Annotated in this window: 18 protein-coding genes; 9 read left to right on the top strand and 9 right to left on the bottom strand. The window is 61.7% G+C overall.

The features are described 5' to 3' along the window. Positions 1–5: 5 nt before the first annotated feature. Positions 6–911, top strand: a complete 906-nt coding sequence (locus OLZ32_RS28705; protein WP_264397680.1) for a DMT family transporter — start codon at positions 6–8, stop codon at positions 909–911. A 12-nt stretch (positions 912–923) separates the two neighbouring features. On the opposite strand, the gene OLZ32_RS28700 is transcribed toward OLZ32_RS28705, so the two are convergent. Genes OLZ32_RS28700 through OLZ32_RS28685 form a run of 4 tightly spaced genes read right to left on the bottom strand, consistent with a single transcriptional unit; the run spans position 924 to position 6,883 of the window. Then, positions 924–2,543 carry a VOC family protein gene (locus tag OLZ32_RS28700; protein WP_264424121.1) on the bottom strand — a complete coding sequence of 540 codons (1,620 nt, stop codon included), beginning with the start codon at positions 2,541–2,543 and terminating at the stop codon, positions 924–926. Positions 2,544–2,564: 21 nt separating this feature from the next. Continuing rightward, a complete protein-coding gene (locus OLZ32_RS28695) occupies positions 2,565–4,160 on the bottom strand; it encodes a response regulator (protein WP_264424119.1) in 1,596 nt (531 codons plus the stop codon). A gap of 4 nt (positions 4,161–4,164) precedes the next feature. Further along, positions 4,165–4,590 (bottom strand): response regulator, encoded by a 426-nt coding sequence (locus OLZ32_RS28690; RefSeq protein ID WP_003545468.1) that lies wholly within the window; start codon positions 4,588–4,590, stop codon positions 4,165–4,167. Continuing rightward, positions 4,577–6,883 carry a sensor histidine kinase gene (locus OLZ32_RS28685; RefSeq protein WP_264424117.1) on the bottom strand — a complete coding sequence of 769 codons (2,307 nt, stop codon included), beginning with the start codon at positions 6,881–6,883 and terminating at the stop codon, positions 4,577–4,579. Before OLZ32_RS28685 ends, OLZ32_RS28690 begins: the two co-directional genes overlap by 14 nt. 28 nt (positions 6,884–6,911) lie before the next feature. Here OLZ32_RS28685 and OLZ32_RS28680 point away from each other — a divergent pair, with 28 nt between their 5' ends. From OLZ32_RS28680 to OLZ32_RS28670, 3 genes are all read left to right on the top strand, one after another. Then, complete coding sequence (locus OLZ32_RS28680; protein WP_003545472.1) at positions 6,912–7,289, top strand: response regulator; 378 nt, start codon at positions 6,912–6,914, stop codon at positions 7,287–7,289. A gap of 480 nt (positions 7,290–7,769) precedes the next feature. After that, positions 7,770–8,474, top strand: coding sequence for a helix-turn-helix transcriptional regulator (locus OLZ32_RS28675; protein ID WP_264424115.1), 705 nt, complete (start codon positions 7,770–7,772; stop codon positions 8,472–8,474). Between the two features lie 30 nt (positions 8,475–8,504). Beyond that, positions 8,505–8,942, top strand: coding sequence for a response regulator (locus OLZ32_RS28670; RefSeq protein ID WP_003545475.1), 438 nt, complete (start codon positions 8,505–8,507; stop codon positions 8,940–8,942). 104 nt (positions 8,943–9,046) lie between these two features. Here OLZ32_RS28670 and OLZ32_RS28665 read toward each other — a convergent pair whose 3' ends face one another. The 4 genes from OLZ32_RS28665 to ybaL all read right to left on the bottom strand — a co-directional run bounded on the left by OLZ32_RS28665 (position 9,047) and on the right by ybaL (position 14,811). Further along, on the bottom strand, positions 9,047–9,763 hold the full coding sequence (locus OLZ32_RS28665; RefSeq protein WP_264424113.1) for a sensor histidine kinase: 717 nt from the start codon (positions 9,761–9,763) through the stop codon (positions 9,047–9,049). Positions 9,764–9,922: 159 nt separating this feature from the next. After that, positions 9,923–12,472: a protein translocase subunit SecD gene (gene secD / locus OLZ32_RS28660; protein ID WP_264424110.1), complete on the bottom strand. Its 2,550-nt coding sequence runs from the start codon at positions 12,470–12,472 to the stop codon at positions 9,923–9,925. Positions 12,473–12,555: 83 nt separating this feature from the next. Further along, on the bottom strand, positions 12,556–12,936 hold the full coding sequence (locus tag OLZ32_RS28655) for a hypothetical protein (RefSeq protein ID WP_264397691.1): 381 nt from the start codon (positions 12,934–12,936) through the stop codon (positions 12,556–12,558). Between the two features lie 54 nt (positions 12,937–12,990). Continuing rightward, the gene (ybaL, locus tag OLZ32_RS28650; protein ID WP_264424108.1) at positions 12,991–14,811 is read right to left on the bottom strand and encodes a YbaL family putative K(+) efflux transporter; all 1,821 of its coding nucleotides are present in this window, start codon (positions 14,809–14,811) and stop codon (positions 12,991–12,993) included. A gap of 33 nt (positions 14,812–14,844) precedes the next feature. Here ybaL and OLZ32_RS28645 point away from each other — a divergent pair, with 33 nt between their 5' ends. Continuing rightward, positions 14,845–15,144, top strand: coding sequence for a helix-turn-helix transcriptional regulator (locus tag OLZ32_RS28645; protein ID WP_018486379.1), 300 nt, complete (start codon positions 14,845–14,847; stop codon positions 15,142–15,144). 81 nt (positions 15,145–15,225) lie between these two features. On the opposite strand, the gene OLZ32_RS28640 is transcribed toward OLZ32_RS28645, so the two are convergent. Next, positions 15,226–16,647, bottom strand: coding sequence for an ArnT family glycosyltransferase (locus OLZ32_RS28640; RefSeq protein WP_003545488.1), 1,422 nt, complete (start codon positions 16,645–16,647; stop codon positions 15,226–15,228). 626 nt (positions 16,648–17,273) lie between these two features. Between OLZ32_RS28640 and OLZ32_RS28635 the strand changes: the two genes are divergently transcribed. The 4 genes from OLZ32_RS28635 (at position 17,274) to OLZ32_RS28620 (ending at position 21,933) form a co-directional block, all read left to right on the top strand. Beyond that, positions 17,274–18,908, top strand: coding sequence for a globin-coupled sensor protein (locus tag OLZ32_RS28635; protein WP_264424105.1), 1,635 nt, complete (start codon positions 17,274–17,276; stop codon positions 18,906–18,908). Between the two features lie 63 nt (positions 18,909–18,971). Continuing rightward, complete coding sequence (locus OLZ32_RS28630; protein ID WP_003545491.1) at positions 18,972–19,268, top strand: STAS domain-containing protein; 297 nt, start codon at positions 18,972–18,974, stop codon at positions 19,266–19,268. Next, positions 19,265–19,630: a chemotaxis response regulator CheY1 gene (gene cheY1 / locus OLZ32_RS28625; RefSeq protein WP_003545492.1), complete on the top strand. Its 366-nt coding sequence runs from the start codon at positions 19,265–19,267 to the stop codon at positions 19,628–19,630. Before OLZ32_RS28630 ends, cheY1 begins: the two co-directional genes overlap by 4 nt. Positions 19,631–19,647: 17 nt before the next feature. Next, the gene (locus OLZ32_RS28620) at positions 19,648–21,933 is read left to right on the top strand and encodes a chemotaxis protein CheA (RefSeq protein ID WP_264424103.1); all 2,286 of its coding nucleotides are present in this window, start codon (positions 19,648–19,650) and stop codon (positions 21,931–21,933) included. Positions 21,934–21,936: the final 3 nt, after the last annotated feature.

Raw genomic sequence — 21,936 nt, 5'->3', positions numbered from 1 at the left:
AGATCATGTCGCAGGCCGCTCCCACCCTTTCTGAAGCCTCGCCTTCCAATCGTTTCGCCCTTGCGGCGCTCCTTCTCGGCGGGGCGGCGATCGGCGGCTCGCCGATCTTCGTCAGGCTCTCCGAAGTCGGTCCGATGGCGACGGCCTTCTGGCGCGTGGCGCTGGCGTTGATCCCGATCGTCATCGTCTCGCTGATGAAGAAGGAAAGGGGGGCGAAGCCGCAAAGCCTTTCCGACTATGCCATGCTGGTTCTCCCGGGCGTCATGTTGGCGCTCGACCTCGCCGCCTGGCACCTTTCGCTCACGATGACGTCGGTCGCCAATGCGACGTTGCTTGCCAACCTCGCACCGGTTTTCGTCACGCTGATCGCCTTCGTCTTTTTCAGCGCGAGGATCAGCCGCGTCTTCGCGCTCGGGCTTCTCCTGGCGCTCTCAGGCGTCGTCATCCTGAAGGGCGGACCGGCAGCCATCGGCAATGGCGACCTCCGCGGCGACGGCATCGCGATGATCGCCGCCTTCTTTTATGCCTGCTACATCCTTGCGATCGGCAGGCTGCGCAGCCGCTTCGATACGATCCGCATCATGCTGTGGAGCACGGCCTGCGCTGCCGTCTGCATCTTTCCGATCGGCCTGATCTACGAGGGCCATATGCTGCCCGCGACCGTCTATGGCTGGTCGATCGTTTTCGGCCTCGCCTTTATCAGCCATGCTGGCGGACAGGTGGCGATCACCTATGCGCTCGCCTATCTGCCGCCGGCCTTTTCCTCGCTGACACTGCTGCTGCAGCCGGTCGTTGCAGCAATCCTTGCCTGGGCGCTGCTTAACGAGGCGATCGGGACGATGCAGGCGCTTGGCGGTGCCGTCGTGCTTGCCGGCATCATGATTGCCCGGACGTCCCGCGTTCAGGTGTGAAGCCGCGGCTGATCAGCGATTTTCCTGCAGCAGCCATTTCTGGATGATCGGCACGTCGGCATCGCCGAGATCGTGGCCGCCGGGGATGACGTCGGAATCGACGGTGGCGCCCGAACTCTTCAGCCTCTCTTCCAACTCGCTCGCATATTTGCCGTAGGCATCCGTCTTGCCGCTGATGACGAGCAGGTCCGTGCCTTTCAGATCGGCATGCGGATAGTCGCTGAGAACAGGCATGGAGCGCAGCAGCACCGCCTTGTGAACCAGGTTCGGGTGCAGGTAGAGCAGCGAGTTCAAAAGGTTGGCGCCATTCGAGTAGCCGACATAGACGACTTTCTGAGGGTCGAGCCCGTAGGATTTGACGGCACCCTCGATGAAGGCCGCGAATGCCTCAACCTCGGTCTTGATGTCGTTCTGGTCGAAGGAAAAGGGGGTAATGCGCTTGTACCAGCGCGGAAAACCTTCCTCCGTCGCCCGGCCGCGCACGCCGAGCAGTGTCGCCCGCGGCGCCACCTTGTTCAGGAGCGGCATCAGCGTCGTCTCATTGCCGCCGGAGCCGTGCAACAGCACGAAGACACTGCCATCGGGGTCCGGGGGCGTATAGAAGCGGTGGACGAATGGCAGCTCGCGATAGTTGACACGCGGCTGGCCGGGCATTGAAAATTGCGGCAGCATCACCTTCAGGTCGTGAAGATTGGCGATGGCTTCGGGCGGCGCGAACAGCTTCCCCCCGAGGGCGGCCTGCTCTTCGTCCACGGTCACGCCGGGCTTGTCGGTGGCGAGTTCCAACAGCGTGCCGCCGGGTTCGCGGGCGTACAGCGAGCGGAAATATTTGCGGTCATGCATATTGGTCGGCGAGGCGTCGGTCGCCTCCAGAGCCCTGCGAACGGAATGCAGCGTCTCCTCGTCGGCGGCGCGGAAGGCGACGTGATCGACCGTCCCGGTGCCCGGCGCGCCGGACCAGAAGCCGCGTGCATCGCGCACGTCGATGACGTCGCCGGATTGCGACACCAGCCTGTCGATCGTGCCGCGGCTGGCCTGGAAGCGGTAACCGAAATGCGCCTCGATGAAGCTGCGGCTTTCGGCGGGTTTCTCCGTCAGCATCGTTGCGCCGCGCACCCGCTGAACGGCATGCTCGACCGGGATCGAGGCGCCGTCCCAGGCGGCAGGCGATCGGAGGTTCTTTGCGCCCGCGAGCTTGAGGATGATGTTGTCAGGGTCCTTCAGCCGCAGGACAGGCTCGCCGAATTCGTCGGCCGGTCCCTCCGAACTCAGACCGAAGCTCATGGCGCGCGTCAGCCAGTAGCCGATGCTGGTGGGATTGATCGACAGCGATATTTCGCTGATCTGACCGTAACCGGCCCGGCCGGGCGCACCATCTTCCCAGGCGAGGAAAGTCAGCAGCGAACCCGGCGTCCCCACTGCATCGCCATAGAACAGATGAAGCTGCGTCGCGTCCTCGTAACCGGCCGTCTGCTTGACGAGCCGCATGCCGAGAAATCCCACGTAGAAGTCCACATTCGCCTGCACCTTGCGGGTGACGGCCGTGATGTGATGTATACCTGATACCATCGAGAGCAGTCCTGATTGAAGCGGTGTCGTCAGGAGCGCGAGTATGAGAGCTGCGAAGGTCATACCGTTGCCAATGACGATCGCTTAATTTTGTTCCGCACAAAGCGCAAGCGAATCGCCGCGCTGCAACAACTCCAAATGTTCGACATCTTCAAGTGCCTCTTCCAGTTGCTGCAGGGTCGGCGGCTTCACCATATAGGCGCGCGCGCCGAGATTTCTGGCCCGCCGCATGTCGCTCTCGTCGCTTGACGTGCTGAGGATGCACACGGGAATTTGCTTGAGGCGGATGTCGACAGAAAGCGCATGCAGCACCTCGAAGCCGTCCATGATCGGCATGTTGATGTCGAGCAGCATCAGGTCGATCTGCGGCACATCGGCGATGCCGGCGCGTTCTTCGAGCAGCCGCATCGCCTCGCGTCCGTTGGTCGCGACATGCAGGTTGAAATTCACCTTGTCCCGCCGCATCAGCTTGATCTTCAGAAGCTGGATGTCGGCCGGGCTGTCCTCGACCAGCAGCACTTCGGCGAGCCTGCCCGAACCTTCGCCTGGCTGCTCCGCCGATCTGGCGCTGTGCGGGACGGCCGATGCGGCTGATGGCACGGGCCTCGCCTCGGCGAGCGGCACTTCGAAAATGAAGGTGGCGCCCGGCCCATTTTCTGCCTCGCACCAGATCGAGCCGCCATGCATCTGCGCGATGCGGCGGCAGATGGCAAGGCCGAGCCCGGTGCCTTCGATGCCGCGCCCGACGAGACGCTTGAACGGCTGGAAGATCAGCTCGCGGTGCTCGGGGTCGATGCCGGGCCCGTTGTCACGCACCGTGAGGCGGCAGATATCGCCCTGCGCCTCGCCTGTGATGCTGATCTCCGGAACCTTCTGCTCGCAATAGCGGACGGCATTCGACACCAGGTTCTGCAGGAGCTGGGTCAGCAATGTCGCATCACCCATGACCTCCGGCAGCGCCGCGCGGATGATGACGGCTCCGCGGCTTTCGGTCTGCTGGCGCAGATTGTCCTCCACCTGGTCGAGCACATCGGAGAGCGAGACCGGCCTGAGCTCCAGCCCGCCCGAGGCCTCGAGCTTGGTGAAGCCCGAGACCTTGACGATCAGGTCTTCCATGTGGTCGGCGGCGCTGAGCACGTAATCCAGCAATTCCCGGTCTTCGGCCGGGAGCGCTGCAGAACCGTGCAGGATGCGGCTGAAGGATTTGATCGTCCGGAGCGGTTCCTTCAAATCATGGGCCATGGCGCGGGTAAAGATCTCAAGCGATTGCCGCTTCTGCTCCAGCTTCGCTTCCAGCATGCCATGCATGATGGCATTCTGAATGCAGCGATGCAGTGTCTCGGGCGAAAGCGAATCCTTTGTCAGATAGTCGCGTGCCCCACTCTTCATCACCTCGACGGCGACGGTTTCGTTGCCTTGGCCGGTCAGCATGATGACGTTGGCGGCGGGATCATCCTCCAGGATATCGGCAAGAACGCCGAGCCCGTCGCGCCCCGGCAGCGAATAATCGAGCAGGATGCAGTCCGGCCGTTTCCGGCCGTTCAGCGCACGACCCTCTTCGCCCGTCTCCGCCTCCACGACGGTATAGGCAGTGCTGGAAACGCGGCCCAATATGCGGCGATAGACCTCGAGATCGTCGATGTTGTCGTCTATGATGAGAATAGAGCAGCGTTCCGCCAATCTGTCAGTCCTCGAGTGGCAGAATCGCGATTTCGAACCAGTATTCCTTCAGCCGCTGGATCGCGGCGAAGAGCCCGTCGAGATCCACCGGCTTCTGCACATAGGTATTGGCGCCGAGCGCATAGCAGCCTTCGATATCGCGTTCGTCGTCGGAGGTCGTGAGGATCACCACCGGGATCTTGCGCCAGCCGGCGTTCGACTTGATCGCCTCCAGCGTCTTGCGGCCGTCAAGACCCGGCATGTTGAGGTCGAGCAGGATCAGCCCGGGTTTCGGCACCATCTCGGCGAGCATGTCGAGCGCTTCCTGACCGGAGGCCGCCCAGCGAATCGAATTGCGCAGATTGGTGCGTTTGAAGGCGCGCATCGTCGCTTCGAAATCGTCTTCGCTGTCCTCGACGATCAGGATCGGTTGCGTATCACGCTGCTGCATTCTGCCCCTCGCGCCTTTTTCCCAGAGTGAAGTAGAATGTTGTGCCGGTGCCGACCTCGGATTCCAGCCAGATATCGCCATTGTGCCGTGCGATGATCTTGCGAACGAAGGTGAGGCCTGCTCCGGTCCCGTCGTCGGAATCCTGCGACTTTTCCAGCCGTTTGAAAATGCGGAAAATATCCTCGTGGAATTCCTGCGGAATGCCCTTGCCGTTATCCTTAACGAAAAACACGTTGCGGGCAACCGTGCCGTCCTTGCCGACGAACCGGTCAAGATAGCCGATCGAGACGAGCGGCGCCGGCTTGTCGTTGTATTTGATCGCATTGGTTATGAGATTGCGGAACACTTCGGTCAACCGCGGCGCGTCGCAGACCACCTCCGGCAGCCGGCCGTCGATGATGACCTTGGCGTGCCGTTCCTCCAGCAGCAACTCCATCGTCGCGACGACATCCTTGACGATCAGGCCGATATCGGTGCGTTTGACCGCCAACTGCTGGCGCCCGAGCCGGGAGAAATAAAGAAGCTCGTTGACGAGCTTCTCCATGCGCTGGCTGAGACGCACGAGCCGGTTCAGCCGGCGCACGCCGTCCGCATCGAGCTTGTCTTCATAATCCTCCAACAGGAAGCGGGAGTGGTTGTGCAGGCCGCGCAGCGGTTCCTTGAGATCATGCGAGGCGATATAGGCGAATTCATCAAGGTCGTGGTTGCTACGCTCGAGTTCGGCCGTATAGGCCTCGAGCTGGGAAAGCGTCGTTTTCATCCGTTCTTCCTGCCGGACGCGCTCGCTGATGTCGCGCACGATACCGACGAAGGTCTTCGTATGGCCGGTGACGACGGCGCTGATGGAAACATCGATCGGAAAGACGATGCCGTTCTTGCGTCGTCCGGAGACCATGCGCGTCGTGCCGATGATGCGCTCCTCGCCGGTCTGCCGGTAATGGGCGAGATAGCCGTCGTGCTCGGAATGGTAGGGTTCGGGCATCAGCATCTTGATGTTTTTGCCGATCGTCTCCTGCGGGGAGTAGCCGAACATGCTTTCAGCCGCCGGATTGAAATTCTTGATCGTCCCACGCTCGTCGATGACGACGACGGCATCGGGCGTGCCGCGTACCAGCGCGCCGAAGCGGACACGCTCGCTTTCCAGATGATGGGTGTTGCGCATGAAATAGAAGACGAAGAGCGCGATCAGCCAAAGCGTGGCAGCCGTAATGGTGCGGTTGGCGATCTCCTGCCAGAACCCCGCCTCGTCGTGCCCGACAGCGAAGAAGCCGAGCATCAGGAGCACGGTGCAGGCAAAGGCGAAGAAAAGCGGCGCATTTCTGTTGCCGAACCAGAGCGCCGTCAGCACCAGCGGTACATAGAGAATGCCGTTAGCAACACCCAGCGGCGTATAGAGATCGGCGAGAAGGCCGGTGAAGCAGACCGCAGCCGGGATCCACAGCGGGATCTGCGCCCGGTTTGCCGGCTGCATCCACCAGGAGCGGGCGAGAAGTCCGGAGCCGAAGATCACCATGCCGACCGCCGTATGCAGCGCCATCGCCGCATAGGGGCCCCAGCGGTAGCCCTGTTCGGCATCGGTGACATAGCTGGCCAGCGCGATCATGCCGAGGGTGATGACGACGTAGCTCGTCAATTCCTGCACCACCTGGCTTCTCGACCTCTCCACTTGGAGCGAGAGCAGCAGCGAAAGATTGGCGATCAGGAAGACCAGCGCCGTGTTCGGCCCCATGCCGCCGCCGATCTCGGCGATGAAATCCGGCGAAACCAGGAAGCGCGCGATCAATACGTCGACGTTGTGAAAACTCCGCCCGATCATGACGATTTCCACGAGCCGGGCCGCGGCGATCGCCGCCGCAAGCCCCGCCGTGAGCATCGCCGTTGCTCGAAAACGGCGGGCGGCGAGTGTCGAAGCGGCAAGCCCCACGCCGGAAAGCACGAAGCAGAGCGCGGTATTGAAGGCCATCGACGGAAAGCCGGGAACCAGCGAAATGACAATCTCGACCTGCAGCAGCCAGCCGGTAAGCGCCGTCACGCCGAGAAGCAACATCAGGCAGCCGACGGCAATCGCAAAGGCACGGTAGTGCCGCCTTGGCTGGTCCTGCAGGTCCACGTTGCCCTGATCCTGCACCCGTGTGTCCTCCTTCGGTTTGCGCGGCCATCTTTTCCGAAATCGAGGAATACTCAATAGGCAAGGCAGGGCAGTGCCGCGCTTTTTGCGAAATGATCTGCGATGAGGTATATCGAATTTTAGTGGAACCGCGGTATGGTGATGTCGAAGGACAGCGAGGTTCATTCGAACAATATCCAGATCACGGTGCTAGATGACCACCCTATTTTATGTCGACGATAGCAAGGATGACCTCTTCTATGTCGACTATATGAGCAAAAAGCAGCAGTTAGACGTCGATTTATTCTGTTTTTCGACCGCCGAAATGGCGCTGGAGGTACTGGAGACGCGCGCGGCGGAAGGCAAGACCTCGCCCGATCTGCTGGTCGCCGATCTCTACATGCCGCTCGATAGCGGTATAGGCCTGATCACTCGGTTGCGCCTGGATGATCGTTTCAAGGCGATGCGGCTTGCTATCTGCAGCGGATCGGATGCTGCCGAGGACCGCGCGCGCTCACTCGATGCCGGCGCCGATGTCTATCTGGAAAAGCCACTTGACCTTGCCAAGATCATTCTCAATCTCGAGATGTAGAAAACGGCGAAAGCCGCATGGCCTGTTCCTCCTCATTCGTCCCAACCATATGACAAACCGCAATTGACAAGGGCGAGGACGCATCACAAGATGCAACCGAAGCGAAGAATATGGAACGCAAAATAAGCGCTGAGAGAACCGATCAACCCGCGTTCGCCGCCACGAACATCAGCCAACCCCTTAGCTGAATGGGTCTATCGGCTCTCTCGCGCTTACGTCTGGCACTGCCTTCTCGCATTCATGGATGTTGAATGCAGGAAGAATACGATACCCAGGTAAGAACTACTGCCCCTCAGTAAAATCTGCCCGTGCATCACCTGTCGTTGAGATAATTGATGATTTCCGCCTTACATATCGAAAGTCCCCGTTTTCGATATCTCTCATCAACCGTCTCGCAATTTTTGTAGCTCTTCGCGTTTAAGACGTATATCCCAAGATTTCGGGATTAGAGGCATTGGCGGGAGGAGAGGAAGAGTGGGAATGAACAATGCCCCGGCAATTCCCTTTCATGCCGGACCGGAGCTGAGCCGGGCGATCAACCGCACCGATTTTTTCCGTCTGCTGAAATCGGCGGCACAGCATTACAACTTCGATAATTTCGCGCTTGCCCGCATTTCCGAGGCTTCGGCCCCGTTCGGTGAACGCGATATCGTCATCACCAATGTTGCCGATCGGCGTGTCGGCCTTTTCATCACGACGTTGAAGGAAGCACTGGGCACCGTCCGGGCGAAGACCGCCCAGTTCCTGGCAACGCCGGTCCATGGCCGGAGCGCACAGCCTGAAGGTTATCCGTCCGATCTTGTTTTCAACGAGTTCCTGAGCGGCGTCTTTCTCTTTATCCCGCTGTTCACGCCGGAAGGTCGGCGATATTGCCTCGTCCTCAGCGGCGAACGTCTGGAGCCGGATCAGAGCGAGATCGCCGACATGCTTCTCGACGCCATGCGTATTTTTGACAAGCTCTACGAGGAAATCCTGACGCCGGAAATGTCCGGACGCCTGACCCAGCGCGAATCGGAAATCGTCAAATGGACGAGCGAAGGCAAGACGTCGGCGGAAATCGCCATCATTCTCGGTCTGTCCGAACATACGGTCAATTCGCACATCACCGCGGCTGCGCGCAAACTTGACGCTGTGAACCGCGTTCATATGGTGGCGATCGCCTTGAGGAATGGTTTGGTTTCGTGAAGTTGGTTTCGGGATTGGGGAAATGAGACGATGATCACCGAAACGAGCCGGAGGAATGCCGTAAAGGTTCTCTTTGTCGACGACGAATTCATCGAATTTCGCGCGCTCAAGAAGAAGATCGCCGATCTCTCCGAGCCGGCCGTCGAGGTTGAATATTCGCAATCGATCGGTGACGCGCTGGAAAAGATTCGCGCGGCACGCTTCGATCTCATCCTGCTCGACAATCGTCTTTTGCCCAATGCCGATTTCCGCGACACGGTGCCGGAGTTGCGCGGCATCGGTTACACCGGTCCGATCGGCGTCGTCTCGACCGATATATCGGGCGGCTATTTCCAGGAATTCCCGGATTACGGCGTCGATTTCCGCATCGGTAAGGACGAAATCGATGCCCAGACGCTGCAGCACATCATCCGTGAATATGTGACCTATGACGTTCCGGACTTCTGGAAGGACGATTACAGCATCTAAAGCGCGTCGCGATCCTTCGGATTCGCTTGTCGCGCTTCAGTCTTTGTACTTTCGCAATTCCGGACGCAAAACCGCTGCACACTTTTGCTGGAATTGCTCCAATCTCAAGCAATCGGAAGGCGGATGATGAAGCGACTGCCGCCTTCATCCGAATGTTCGAGGTTGATATCGCCGCCAAGCGCGGCCAGAAACTCTCGCGTCGTCGTCAGTCCAAGACCGGCTCCTTGGACCGTTCCGGGCTTCGGCAGTTTCCAGAAAGGCTCGAATATCCGCTCCCGATAAGCGGGATCGATGCCCGCCCCGTTGTCGGAAATCCGGATGAACCAGTCCGTCCCCTCGCGCTCCGCGGCAATGGCCACATGCGGCGGCGCTTCCCCGCGATAAATGAGGGCATTGGTCAGCAGATGCCGCAGCACCAGACCGAAGAGGGCAGGGTCGGTACGGATGGAGGGCAGGCCGTCGCTTTCGAGCGTTGCCTCGCCGACCGCCGTCTCGTCGGTCAGTTCGCCCCAGACATTTTCGGCGAGCGCCTGCAGATCGACCTCTTCAGGCGTCACCTGAGGTGTGCCGCCGGCAAGGCTCATCAATGCCTTGGTGAGACGCTGCGCCGTCTGCGCCTTTTCCATGATCATCCGCAGGCTCTGAAGCTGTTCGCCGTCGAGCGTCCCCTCGAGATCGTCGAGCAGCAGCTCGGCATACATGGCGATATGGCGGAGCGGCGATTGTAGGTCGTGCGAGGCGGTCGCGAGAAAACGTTTGATGCGCTTCTCGCTGTCATTGGCACTGTTGGATTCCGGCGGTCTCGTCGGGTCGGATGACATCTGGCGGCTTCCCCGATCTCAATTACGGCGCCGCGCGTCATTTCAGACGCGCGAAGGACGCTGTAACACCTTGAATTGGCACATAATGCAGTAGCCGACAATAGAAAGAGGGCGCCGGCTCTGCAACCGGCGCCCTATCAAGGATGCGTTAACTGGATTTTAGCTCGCGGACTTGCGCGGGCGACCCTGTTCCGGCGGAATGATCTCGACTGCTGCATCGGTTGCCGGTGCCACCTTGGCATGGCGGCGGCGCCAGTCGCCGAGGAAGAGCAGGATGGGTGCTGCGATGAAGATCGACGAGGCGCCGGCCACGAGAATGCCGAAGACCATCGGGATCGCGAAGCTCGAGACCGCGCTGCCGCCCCAGATCGCCATCGGCACCAGCGCGAGGAAGGCCGTCGCATTGGTGTAAAGGCTTCGCGCCAGGGTCTCGTTGATCGACTTGTCGATGATCTCGCGCAGCGGCATCGACTTATAAAGCCGCATGTTTTCGCGCATGCGGTCATAGACGACGACCTTGTCGTTCACCGAATAACCGACAAGCGTCAGGATGGCGGCGATCGCCGTCAGGTTGAAGTCGAGGCCGGTGATCGCGAAGAAGCCGATTGCTTTGGTGACGTCGAGCACCAGCGTGACGATGGCGCCGACGGCAAATGGCCATTCGAACCGCACCCAGATGTAGATGAGCATCGCAAAGCTTGCGATCACCACCGACAGGATACCGGCCCAGGCAAGCTCACCGCTGACCTTCGGACCGATGACGTCGGTGCCTTCGACGGTGGCGGTTGGATCGATCTTGGCGACTTCGGCCTTCAGCTTGGTCACCGCCGCGGTTTGCGCTTCTTCGCCGCCTTCCTGCCGCTGGGCGCGAACGAGAATGCTATTGTTGTCGCCGAAGGACTGCAGCGTGATTTCGCCGAGGCCGAGACTATCAAGACCTTCGCGGAACTTCGCGAGATCGGCCGCCCCTTGAGTCCTGACTGACATCTGGATGCCGCCGCGGAAATCGACGCCGTAGTTGAGACCGGGGTGAATGAAAAGCACGACGGAGGCGATCGACAGCAGCGCCGAAACGGTGACGCCGAAGAAGCGCGCCTTCATGAACTGGATGTGCTTGTCATAGGGGCTGAACGGGATTAGCGGCCGGATATTCAGCACTTTGAGTTTCTGGCGGCGGGTGATCTCGATCATCGCGACGCGCACGAAGGCGACCGAGGTGAACATCGAGATGATCAGGCCGAGCGCCATGGTGACGGCAAAGCCGCGAACCGGCCCAGAGCCGAACCAGAACAGGATGGCCGCGGCGATCAGGGCGGTCATGTTGCCGTCGATGATGGTCGAATAGGCGCGGCGGAAGCCGGTGTCGATGGCAGCGAAGGCGCTCTTGCCCTTGCGCGTTTCCTCGCGGATGCGCTCGTTGATGAGAACGTTGGCGTCGACCGCAAGGCCGATGCCGAGAACGACACCGGCAATGCCGGGCAGCGTCAGCGTCGCGCCGACCAGTGTCAGGGCCGAGAAGGTCAGGATCGTATGGATCAACAGCGCGATATTCGCCAGGACGCCCCAGGTTCCGTAGAGCACCAAGATGAAGAGCGCGACGAGAGCAAAGCCGACGATGCCGGAGTAAATGCCCATCTTGATGGCGTCGGCGCCGAGGTCGGCGCCGACGGTGCGTTCTTCGATGACCGTCAGCTTGGCGGGCAGGGCGCCGGCGCGCAGCATGGCGGCCAGCGTCGTGGCGCTGTCGGCCGAGAAACTACCTGAGATCTGGCCCGAGCCGCCGGTGATCGGCTCGCGGATGACGGGCGCGCTCAGCACCTTGTTGTCGAGGACGATGGCGAAGGGATTGCCGACGTTCTGGCGGGTGATCTCGGCAAAGCGGGTGGCGCCGGCGCTGTCGAAGCGGAAGCTGACGATCGGCTCACGCGTATTCGGATCGAAGCTGACGCGGGCATCCGAAAGGCGGTCGCCGGAGATTTCGACGCGGTCGAGGACCGGATAGGTATTGCCTTCATCGTCCTTCAGCATGGTCACGCCGGGTCCGGGAGCATTGTTCGGCGCCAGCATGTGGAACGACATCTTGGCGGTGGAGCCGAGCAGTTCGCGCAGGCGCGACGGATCCTGCGCGCCCGGAAGCTGGACGAGCACGCGGTTGGCGCCGATGCGCTGGATGGTCGGCTCGGAGACGCCGACCTGGTCGACGCGCTGGCGGATGACTTCAAGGCTCTGCTGGACGGCGTTGTCGACATTGGCGGCGATGCCGGCCCGCGAGAAGCCGACAGTGATGGTCGCGCCGTTCGCCGTAACATCAAGATCCGCCTGGCCGGCACTGAGGCCGGTGCTGATCGGGTTGGCAAGCGTCTTGAGTTCGGTGACGGCAGCATCGCTCTGCGCGGCATCGGCGAGCGTCACGACGATCTGGTTCTGGCTGCGGACCACGGCCTTCGGCTGGATGCCCTTTTCGCGCAGCACGCGGCGCGCGTCCTGAAGCAGCGATTGCAGCCGCTCCTTGGTAAGGTCGGCTTCGTCGACTTCCAGAACGAGGTGCGAACCGCCGCGAAGGTCGAGGCCGAGCGACACCTGCTCATGCGGCAGCCAGGCCGGCAGGCGCTGGAGGACGGATTGCGGCAGGACGTTCGGCAGGGCGATCAATAGGCCGAGTAGGATGATCACCGTATAGGTGACCACCAGCCATCGTGAAGTACGCATGTTGTATTCCTTGATATCGAGGGCCGGCGCTTGGGCGCTGGCGGAATGTCGTCAATGGTCGGAAGCGCCGATCGGCGCGAGCGTCAGGCAGCGACCGGCGGTGCGCGCGGCTGATGGGTCCTGGAGACTGCGGCATGAAGCAAAGCTTCAAATGCCGGAAAAGGCGCGGCCATGGTCCAGCCGGAAAAATCGACAACCGGGGCGGCGGCAAGGGCAAGCGGTCCGGCGTCATGCGCCGCCTGCTTCGGTGCAAGCTTGCGTTCTGTGGCAAGCAACCCGCGCACGGCATCGCGCGCAGTCAGCTGCTGCGGCTGCGAATCCCGATCGGAAGAGGAAAGCGTATTGGCGGCGGCGGCCGGCGAGATCACCAGATTGCCGCCGAAAAGCAGGCCGAGATAGGCAAGGACGGCGACGAGGAGGGAAGCGGCGATACGGCTCGTCAGACGGCGCTGGTCCAGCTCCATCTTCTCCGTCCCGGCGATGTCACTCCCGCATCGGCTCAAAAGCGCGCCAATCTCTCATTCTCTTTCCGGCGGAGGGTCATCCGTCGGCATAATTGTATCAGGCCCATGCCCGTCTTCATAGGGCACACTCTCATGATGCACTTGGGCGAGCCGGTCAACCATGCCCAGCGCAATTTCACGCTCGCCCATGATGACGGTGTCGGCGCCATATTGCTTCAGTTCATCGACCTCGGCGTCGGAATGGGCGCGGGCGACGATGAGGATCGATGGATTGACGCTACGCGCCTGCTCGGCGATGCGGCAGGCTTCGAAGGCGTTCGGGATGGCGATGGCAATGCTGCGGGCGCCAGAAAGATTGGCAAGGTCGAGCGTTTCCCGCATCACCGCATTGCCCGCCAGAGTTTCGATACCCTGCGCCTTCAGCTCGCCGATGCGCTTGTCGGAGTCCTCGATGACGAGAAAAGGTGTGGCTGACGATTTAAGATTCTGTCCGACGATGCTGCCAACCCGCCCATAGCCGACGAGAATGGCGTGGCCGCTGAGAGCGGTCGGCTGCACCTCGTCGTCTTCGGGCGGGATCTCCTCCTGCGCTGCTATCGCATCTGCAGCGGGAGCAGGGTCTGCCACGACGTCTTCGCGCTTTGCACCATCCAGCAGCGGCCGCATGCGGTCGCAGAGGAAGAACAGCAGCGGATTGAGGATGATCGAGATGATGGCGCCGGCAAGGATCAGATCGCGGCCCTCTTCCGGCAGCAGTCCGAGTTCGACGCCGAGGGCTGCGAGGATGAAGGAGAATTCGCCGATCTGGCCGAGGCTTGCCGAAATCGTCAGCGCCGTGCCGAGCGGCTTCTTGAAGGCGAGCACGATCAGGAAAGCGGCGACGGACTTGCCGATGACGATGATGAAGATGGTGGCGAGGATCGGCAGCGGCTTGTCGATCAGGATGTTCGGATCGAACAGCATGCCGACCGAGACGAAGAACAGCACGGCAAAGGCGTCGCGCAGCGGCAGGCTTTCCTGTGCGGCGCGATGGCTGAGCTCGCTTTCTGCAAGCACCATGCCGGCAAAGAAGGCGCCGAGCGCCAGCGACACGCCGAAGAGCTTCGCCGCTCCGAAGGCGACGCCGAGCGCGATCGCCAGCACGCCGAGCCGGAAGAGCTCGCGCGAACCGGTATGGGCAATGCGGTGCATCGTCCAGGGAATGAGCTTGCGGCCGAAAACCAGCATCAGCGCCACGAACAATGCCACCTTCACCAGCGTCATGGCGATCATGCCGCCGATGCCGAGATCGAGGCCGAACAGGCGGCTCAGCGCGGCCGAGAGCGGCTCGACGGGAGCGTGACCCTCACCGCCGATGCTGGCCGCGGCCGGAATCAGCACCAGCGCCAGCACCATGGCGAGATCCTCGACGATCAGCCAGCCGACGGCGATCCTGCCGCGTTCTGTTTCGACCATGCGCCGCTCCTGCAGCGCCTTCAAGAGCACGACGGTGGAAGCGACCGAAAGCGCCAGGCCGAAGACCAGGCTGCCGCCGGTCGGCCAGCCCATGAAGGCGCCGAGCCCCCAGCCGAGCAATGTCGCAAAAGCGATCTGCACGATCGCGCCGGGCACGGCGATGCCGCGCACCGACAGCAGGTCTTTCAGGGAGAAATGCAGCCCGACGCCGAACATCAGCAGGATGACGCCGATTTCGGCAAGCTCCGGCGCAAGGCTCTGATCCGCCACAAAACCCGGCGTATGTGGCCCCACGAGCACGCCGGCGATCAGATAACCGACGAGCGGCGGCATCCGCAGCCGATGGGCGAAGGCCCCGAAGATGAAAGCCAGCACGAGACCGCCGACGATTGTCGAAATCAAAGGCGTATCGTGTGGCATCGTTGTCTCCGCTCTGGAAATCCCGTTTATAATATGACATATATGGTCTATATCAACCAATATGGGCAACTTGAAATCATGGGTCAAGGCGCAAGGGAAACAATTCTCACTCCCGCTCTCTGCCGCGCGGCGCGCGGTCTGCTGGACTGGACCCAGACCGACCTTGCCGAAAGGGCCGCCGTTTCGCGCAGCACCATCCGCGATTACGAGGGCCGGCACCACGACATCCATCGCGCGACTGAGGCGCAACTGCGCCTCGCCTTCGAAGAAGGCGGCGTCAAATTCGTGGAGATCGAAGGGGCGGGCACCGGCCTCTGCCTGCCCACTGCATAAAATGGTGCAGCAATTCAAAGTGTTACTTCGTCGCACCTCTGAAAAGAGGCTTGGCGCTGTCGTCGGGCAGGCTGAACACGCTCAGGGCGCCAGGCAGTTGGCAGAGACCTTGTAGATGGAAAGCGTCTTGCCCTTGTAGTAGCCCTCCGTCGGCTGCCAGTTCTTCAGTACTTCGGGCGTCTCGGTGGCACAGGTAAAGGCCCCGTCCGTCAGGAAAAGAACCTTGCCGGTGATGCCGGCGGGCAGAGCGAATTCCTGCTCGTAATAGCTTTCCGGAAGGCCCGCGGGCGCCCGCGCATAGATCCTGTAGGATGCATCGCGGAGCGTATAGAAAAGATCGGCGACCATATCGCGATTGTCGGTGACGATGATGTCGGTGCCGGCCTGAGCTGCGAACGCGGCGGCCTCGCGGCTGACCTCGGCGCGGCCGAGATAGCGCTTCATCACCTCGTCGCCGTTCGGCAGCAGCAACTGATGCGGAAAGATCGTCGCCAGCGGAAAGAGCAGGCTGGCGATGCCGTTGATGGTCAGCGACAGCCTGAGCCCCTTCGGCCACTTCAGGTAAAGCAGCCAGACGGCAAGGATGGTACCTGCGACATAGGCAGTCACGGCCCAGTTGGCATAGGCCTTGGCGACCGTTGCCTGCAGCGTGATGAGCAGCACCACCGGCATCGACAGCCAGACAAGTATCTTTTCCCGATCGTCGCTCCTGCCTCTGATCATCCGGTAGACCGCCCAGAGCATCGCAAAGAAGATGATCGGTCCGACGACGCCGAATTGGGCGGCGAAGAATTCAAGCCCGCGACGGAGATTGATGCCGAGTTCGCTCCAATGGGCGATATCCTGCGTATGCCTTACCGTCGTGTTGTCGTGCTGCAGGTTCCACCAGAGATTCGGCAGGGCGACGACCGCCGCGACCGCGACCGCGATGATGAAATCCCGGATGGCGATGCGCGCCGCCGGAATGAGGAGGAGGGCAATCGCGCCGCCCGGAACGACGAACAGCACGGCATATTTCGTCAGGAAGGCGAGGCCGACGCCAAGGCCCATGACCAGCGCCAGCCCGAACGAGCGCCGCTGCGTCAGGCCGAAATAGGCAAGCAGCGCGATCGCGATGAAGAACAGCAGGATCACGTCGGTTGAGAAGAACACCGAAGAAAGCGCCACACCGGGGAGCGTGATGTAGGTGGCGCCCGTCCAGCCTTCGATCTCCGGCCCGACGAAACGTTTTGCCGTCTTCATCAGCACCAGTGCCGCTGCCATGTGGATCAGCGGTCCGAGCAGCCTGATCCAATAGATGGCGTTGGAGCCGGAAAGCTCGGTCATCGCCCGGATCACCCACGCAATCATCGGCGGCTTGGAATAATAGCCGAGGTCGAGGTTTTGCGACCAGAACCAGTACTGCGCCTCGTCGACGAAAAGGTCCGTCGCATCGAAATTGAGCATGACGACGCGCCAGAGCGTGAAGCCAAGAACGATGAGGAGACCAGATCTGGGGGACATGAACCGATAGTTCCGCTGACATGAAAGGCGCGAGTGCGATACACCAAAGGTGCCGGACTGCCAACGGGGGAAGGATGGGTTTTAGAACACCCGAAGGGCGCGGATATCGCGGTTCGCGGCGAGGGAATCGAGGCGGGCGACGGCTGCAAGCAGCGTCATTGCAATCAAGCAGGCACCCAATCCGAGAACAATCATTGCTCTGTCCTTGTCGACGTCATGTCTTGGTTATCGACCGGCATATAACACGGAGCTTGCGTGTGCCTTGTAGCAGCCATGCAACTCCGCAACAGTATTTGCTGCGAACGGCCTTGAATTGCTTCAAAAGCCTGTCCTCCGAAAGGCTTATTAACCTTCAAGCAAGGAATTAACCATAAACATTGATGTACACGTCGGAATGGGAAGATGCACTCGTTCCCACCAGGCATGACGCCGTCCCGCCGTACCGGGTTGATCCGGTATCCATCTCTTCAGACAGCTCCGAAACATAGCTGATCAGGGGGTTTCGATCCGCCGGTTGTAACCGGTGGTGAGGACCGTCTCCATGCTTCGCGTTCAACGGATGCTGCGCAAGTTTTTGGCCGGGCCTTCGCCCGGAAAGTGGTTGGGGACAGGCGTTGAGGCAGGACATGCCATCAGATCAGGCTCGTGGAGCGCAGGCAGGCAGCTTGCGCGACCGCCTGCGCTTTGCCGGTCTCGATGCCGATCAGTGCGAGCTGGTGCGCCGTAACCGGCCGGCGCTCGAAGCGCATCTGAAGGCAGGCCTCAGGGATCTCTTCCACAGGTTTCAGTCATTCCCCGACGCCTCGCGCAATTTCGAGAGCGAGCGCCAGGTCGAGCGCCTGCACGATCTGCAGTCCTCGCATTGGGACGTGCTGACGGACGCGCGGTTCGACAGCCTCTATGCCGAGCGCGTCAAGGTTCTCTCCGATACCGAAAGCAAGATGGGCCTCGACCCGCGCTGGCATGTGGCCGGCCATGGCGTCATGCTGGAGCATGTCGTTTCCGGTCTCGCCGAAGAGATCGCCGGCCGTCCGCTGCTGCCGTCGGCCAAGCGCCGCGCCCGCGAAATCTCCGATCTGATGACGGCGATCATCCGCATCGTCATGGTCGATGTGGAAATCGCCGTCTCGCTCCGCTTCAATGCGCTGCGCGCCGCCCAGAGCCGCGCGCTCGCCGACCAGCGTGCCGACAACGAGGCCGAAATCATCAGGATCTTCGGCGATGTTATCGAAAGCCTCTCCGCACGCGACCTGACGCGGCGCGCGCCGGTCGACGGCGACGGCGCCTATGGCGGCATCGCCGTCGCGCTGAACGGCGCGTTGGACGGCCTCCAGGCCGAGTTCACCACCATTACCGAGCGCACGGTCAAGGCCGAAGCGGCGACAGGTTCGCTTGCCGGCCTGTCGCGGCAGTTTGCCGGCACGGCGTCCGGCCAGGCCGACCGGCTGCAGCTTTCCGCTGCTGCCCTTGCCGGCATCGCCGGTAGTGTCCGCGACGGTGCTGCCGACAGCCGCGCTGCCGAACAGGCGGCCGCCACGACGCGCGCTGCCGTCGAGGAAAGCGGCGAAGTCGTCGGCCGCGCGATCAGCGCCATGGCCGATATCGAGCAGTCGGCCGAAAAGATCGGCCAGATCATCGGCGCGATCGACGAGATCGCCTTCCAGACCAATCTTCTGGCGCTGAATGCCGGCATCGAAGCCGCCCGCGCCGGCGATTCCGGCCGCGGCTTTGCCGTCGTCGCTCAGGAAGTCCGCGCCCTTGCCCAGCGTTCGGCCGAAGCCGCCCGCGAGATCAAGACCCTGGTGACGACGACCAAGGCGCAGGTCGACGCCGGCGTGCAGATGGTCGGCCGCACACAGGATTCGATCGGCAGCATCGTGCGCCAGGTCACCGACATCAACGCCGCCATATCAGGCATCGCCACCCGAACCGGCGAACATGCCGCAAGCCTCGACAGCGTGACATCAGACGTCAAGGGCCTGGGTAGTGAGGTGGCCGGTAGCGCCGACCTTGCGGAGCGCTCGGCCGAAGGCGCCGACCACCTCCAAACCGTCATTCTCGAGCTTGGCCAGACGATTCGCGAATTCCGCATCGCCCGGGAAAACGCCACTGCCGGGCGCCCGGCGCCGGTGCGCGTGACACCGCCGCGCGCCCTTGAGGGCGCTAGCCGCCCGGCACCGGTCGTCGACGAATACGAAAATGACGATTTTGGCCTTCCGCAGGCGCTCGCAAGCGTCGGAGGTGGGCGGAATGTTTACTAACCTATCGGATGATTGCCTCAGCTCGTCTTTTCGGGCCGGGGACAAGGGGACAAGGAAAAGCTGATGGCAGCAAAGAAGAGTGGCAAGACGCTGGATTTGACAGCGGTGCTCGACCTCAACGAGGCTTCCGCCTTGCGCGATAAACTCCTCTCTCTCCGGGGCAGCGGTCTTTCGATAGACGCTTCCGGCGTCGAACGGATCGGTGCTCTTTGCGCCCAGGTTCTGATGTCCGCCGAGAAGACCTGGGAGCAGGACAAGCAGCCGTTCACCTTCTCCAAGGTGTCCGACGCATTTCAGAAAACCATGCAGCTGGTTGGCGTCAATATTGACCACCTGCTTGCCAAGGAGATTCGGCAATGAAGAAAAAAGTGCTGACCGTGGATGATTCCCGCACCATCCGAAACATGCTTCTCGTGACGCTGAACAATGCCGGCTTCGAGACGATCCAGGCAGAAGACGGCATCGAGGGCCTCGAGGTCCTCGAAGAGTCCAATCCTGATGTCATCGTGACCGACATCAACATGCCGCGCCTCGATGGCTTCGGCTTCATCGAAGGTGTGCGCCGCAACGAGAAATATCGGGCGATCCCGATCCTGGTCCTGACCACCGAAAGCGACGCGGAGAAGAAGAACCGCGCCCGCCAGGCCGGTGCCACGGGCTGGATCGTCAAGCCTTTCGACCCGGCCAAGCTGATCGATGCCATTGAGCGTGTAACCGCTTAAACCCAGGATTTGCTCCTATGGATATGAACGAAATCAAAGAGATCTTTTTCCAGGAGTGCGAGGAACAGCTCGCCGAGTTGGAATCCGGTCTTCTGAAAATGAATGATGGCGATCGCGATCCGGAAACCGTCAATGCGGTGTTTCGCGCCGTGCATTCGATCAAGGGTGGCGCCGGCGCCTTCGGCCTTGACGATCTGGTCGCCTTCGCCCATGTTTTCGAGACCACTCTCGATTGCGTTCGATCCAACAAGCTCGAGCCGAACCAGGATGTCCTGAAGGTGATGCTGAAGTCGGCCGACGTGCTCGCCGACCTGACGAATGCTGCGCGCGACGGCGGCAGCGTCGATGAAAGCCGCAGCCGCGGCCTCGTCAAGGAGCTCGAGGCGCTGGCCAACGGCGAATTGCCGTCTCCCTCGGCCTCAGCCGAGGCGCCTGCGCCGAAGGCCGCCGCAAAGGCTTCTCCGACCGCTCCGGCGCCGACCCCCAAACCGACTGACGACAGCGGCTTCCAGCCGGTCCCCTTTTCCTTCGACGATTTTGGCGGCGAAGACGATGCGGGTGGCATGCCGACCTATGAAGTCATCTTCAAGCCGCGCTACGAACTCTATTCCAAGGGCAATGACGCCACCCTGCTGCTGCGCGATCTCTCGCGCCTGGGTGAAATGACGATCTATTGCAATACGGATGATCTGCCGGGCCTCGAGGAACTCGATCCGGAAGGCGCTTATTTCTTCTGGAACGTCACGATCAAGACGGACAAGGGCGAGGACGCCATCCGTACCGTCTTCGAATTCGCCGAGTGGGATTGTGAACTGACGGTCAAGCCGGTCGAAGAAGCAAGGGCCGACGCAACCAGCAACGACGAACTGCCGATGGTGCCGGTTCCCTTCGATCTGTCGATCCTCGACGAAACGGGCGCAATGGACGAGGTTTCCGCCTCGGACGCGTGGGCCGAGGAGACGGCCGCAGCCGTTGCCGCCGCCGAGACTGCCTCCAACGTCACGCAGATTGTCGCCGCCCGCGTCGAGAAGAAGGAATCGGCAGCCGCCGCAGCGGCCGCAGCAAGTGCCGCCGCCCAGAACAATGCCGCCGGTGCCGGCCAGACGATCCGCGTCGATCTCGACCGCGTCGACCGCCTCATCAACCTCGTCGGCGAATTGGTCATCAACCAGGCGATGCTGTCGCAGAGCGTCATCGAGAATGACACGACCGGCACCTCCTCGATCAATATGGGCCTCGAGGAGCTGCAGCAGCTCACCCGCGAGATCCAGGACTCGGTCATGGCCATCCGCGCGCAGCCGGTGAAGCCGGTCTTCCAGCGCATGTCGCGTATCGTCCGCGAAATCGCCGACATGACCGGCAAGTCGATCCGCCTGATCACCGAGGGTGAAAACACCGAAGTCGACAAGACGGTCATCGACAAGCTGGCCGAACCGCTGACCCACATGATCCGCAATGCCGTCGACCACGGCATCGAAACGCCTGAAAAGCGTGCAGCCGCCGGCAAGAACACCGAGGGCACGGTCCGACTGACCGCCAAGCATCGTTCGGGACGCATCCTGATCGAGCTTGCCGACGACGGCGCCGGCATCAACCGCGAGAAGGTTCGCCAGAAGGCGATCGACAACGACCTCATCCCGGCCGATTCCAACCTGTCGGACGAGGAAATCGACAACCTGATCTTCCTGCCGGGCTTCTCGACGGCCGACAAGATCTCCGACATCTCCGGCCGCGGCGTCGGCATGGACGTCGTCAAGCGTTCGATCCAGGCGCTCGGCGGCCGCATCAACATCACCTCGAAGCCGGGTCACGGATCGGTCTTCACCATGAGCCTGCCGCTGACGCTCGCCGTCCTCGACGGCATGGTGGTCACCGTCGCCGGCCAGACGCTGGTCGTGCCGCTGACGGCAATCGTCGAAACCCTGCAGCCGGAAGCGGCCGCGATCCACTCCTTCGGTGCGAACCACCGGCTGATCTCGATCCGCAACAGCTTCTGCCCTCTGGTCGATGTCGGTCGCATCCTGAACTTCCGTGCGACCCAGGCCAATCCGGTCGAGGGCGTGGCGCTTCTGGTGGAATCCGAAGGTGGTGGCCAGCGCGCCCTGATGGTCGATGCCATCCAGGGTCAGCGCCAGGTGGTCATCAAGAGCCTGGAAGCGAACTACACCCATGTGCCGGGCATTGCCGCCGCCACCATCCTCGGTGACGGGCGCGTCGCCCTCATCCTCGATGTCGACGCGGTCGTCGGCGCCTCGCGCGGCCAGTCGCTCAAAGCGGAAATGTCGTTAGCAGCAGTGGGATAAGGG

This window comes from Rhizobium acaciae, from assembly GCF_025941625.1.
GTDB lineage: Bacteria > Pseudomonadota > Alphaproteobacteria > Rhizobiales > Rhizobiaceae > Rhizobium > Rhizobium acaciae.
Note: the sequence above shows the minus strand (reverse complement) of the source record. Positions and strands in the feature narration are given on the sequence as shown.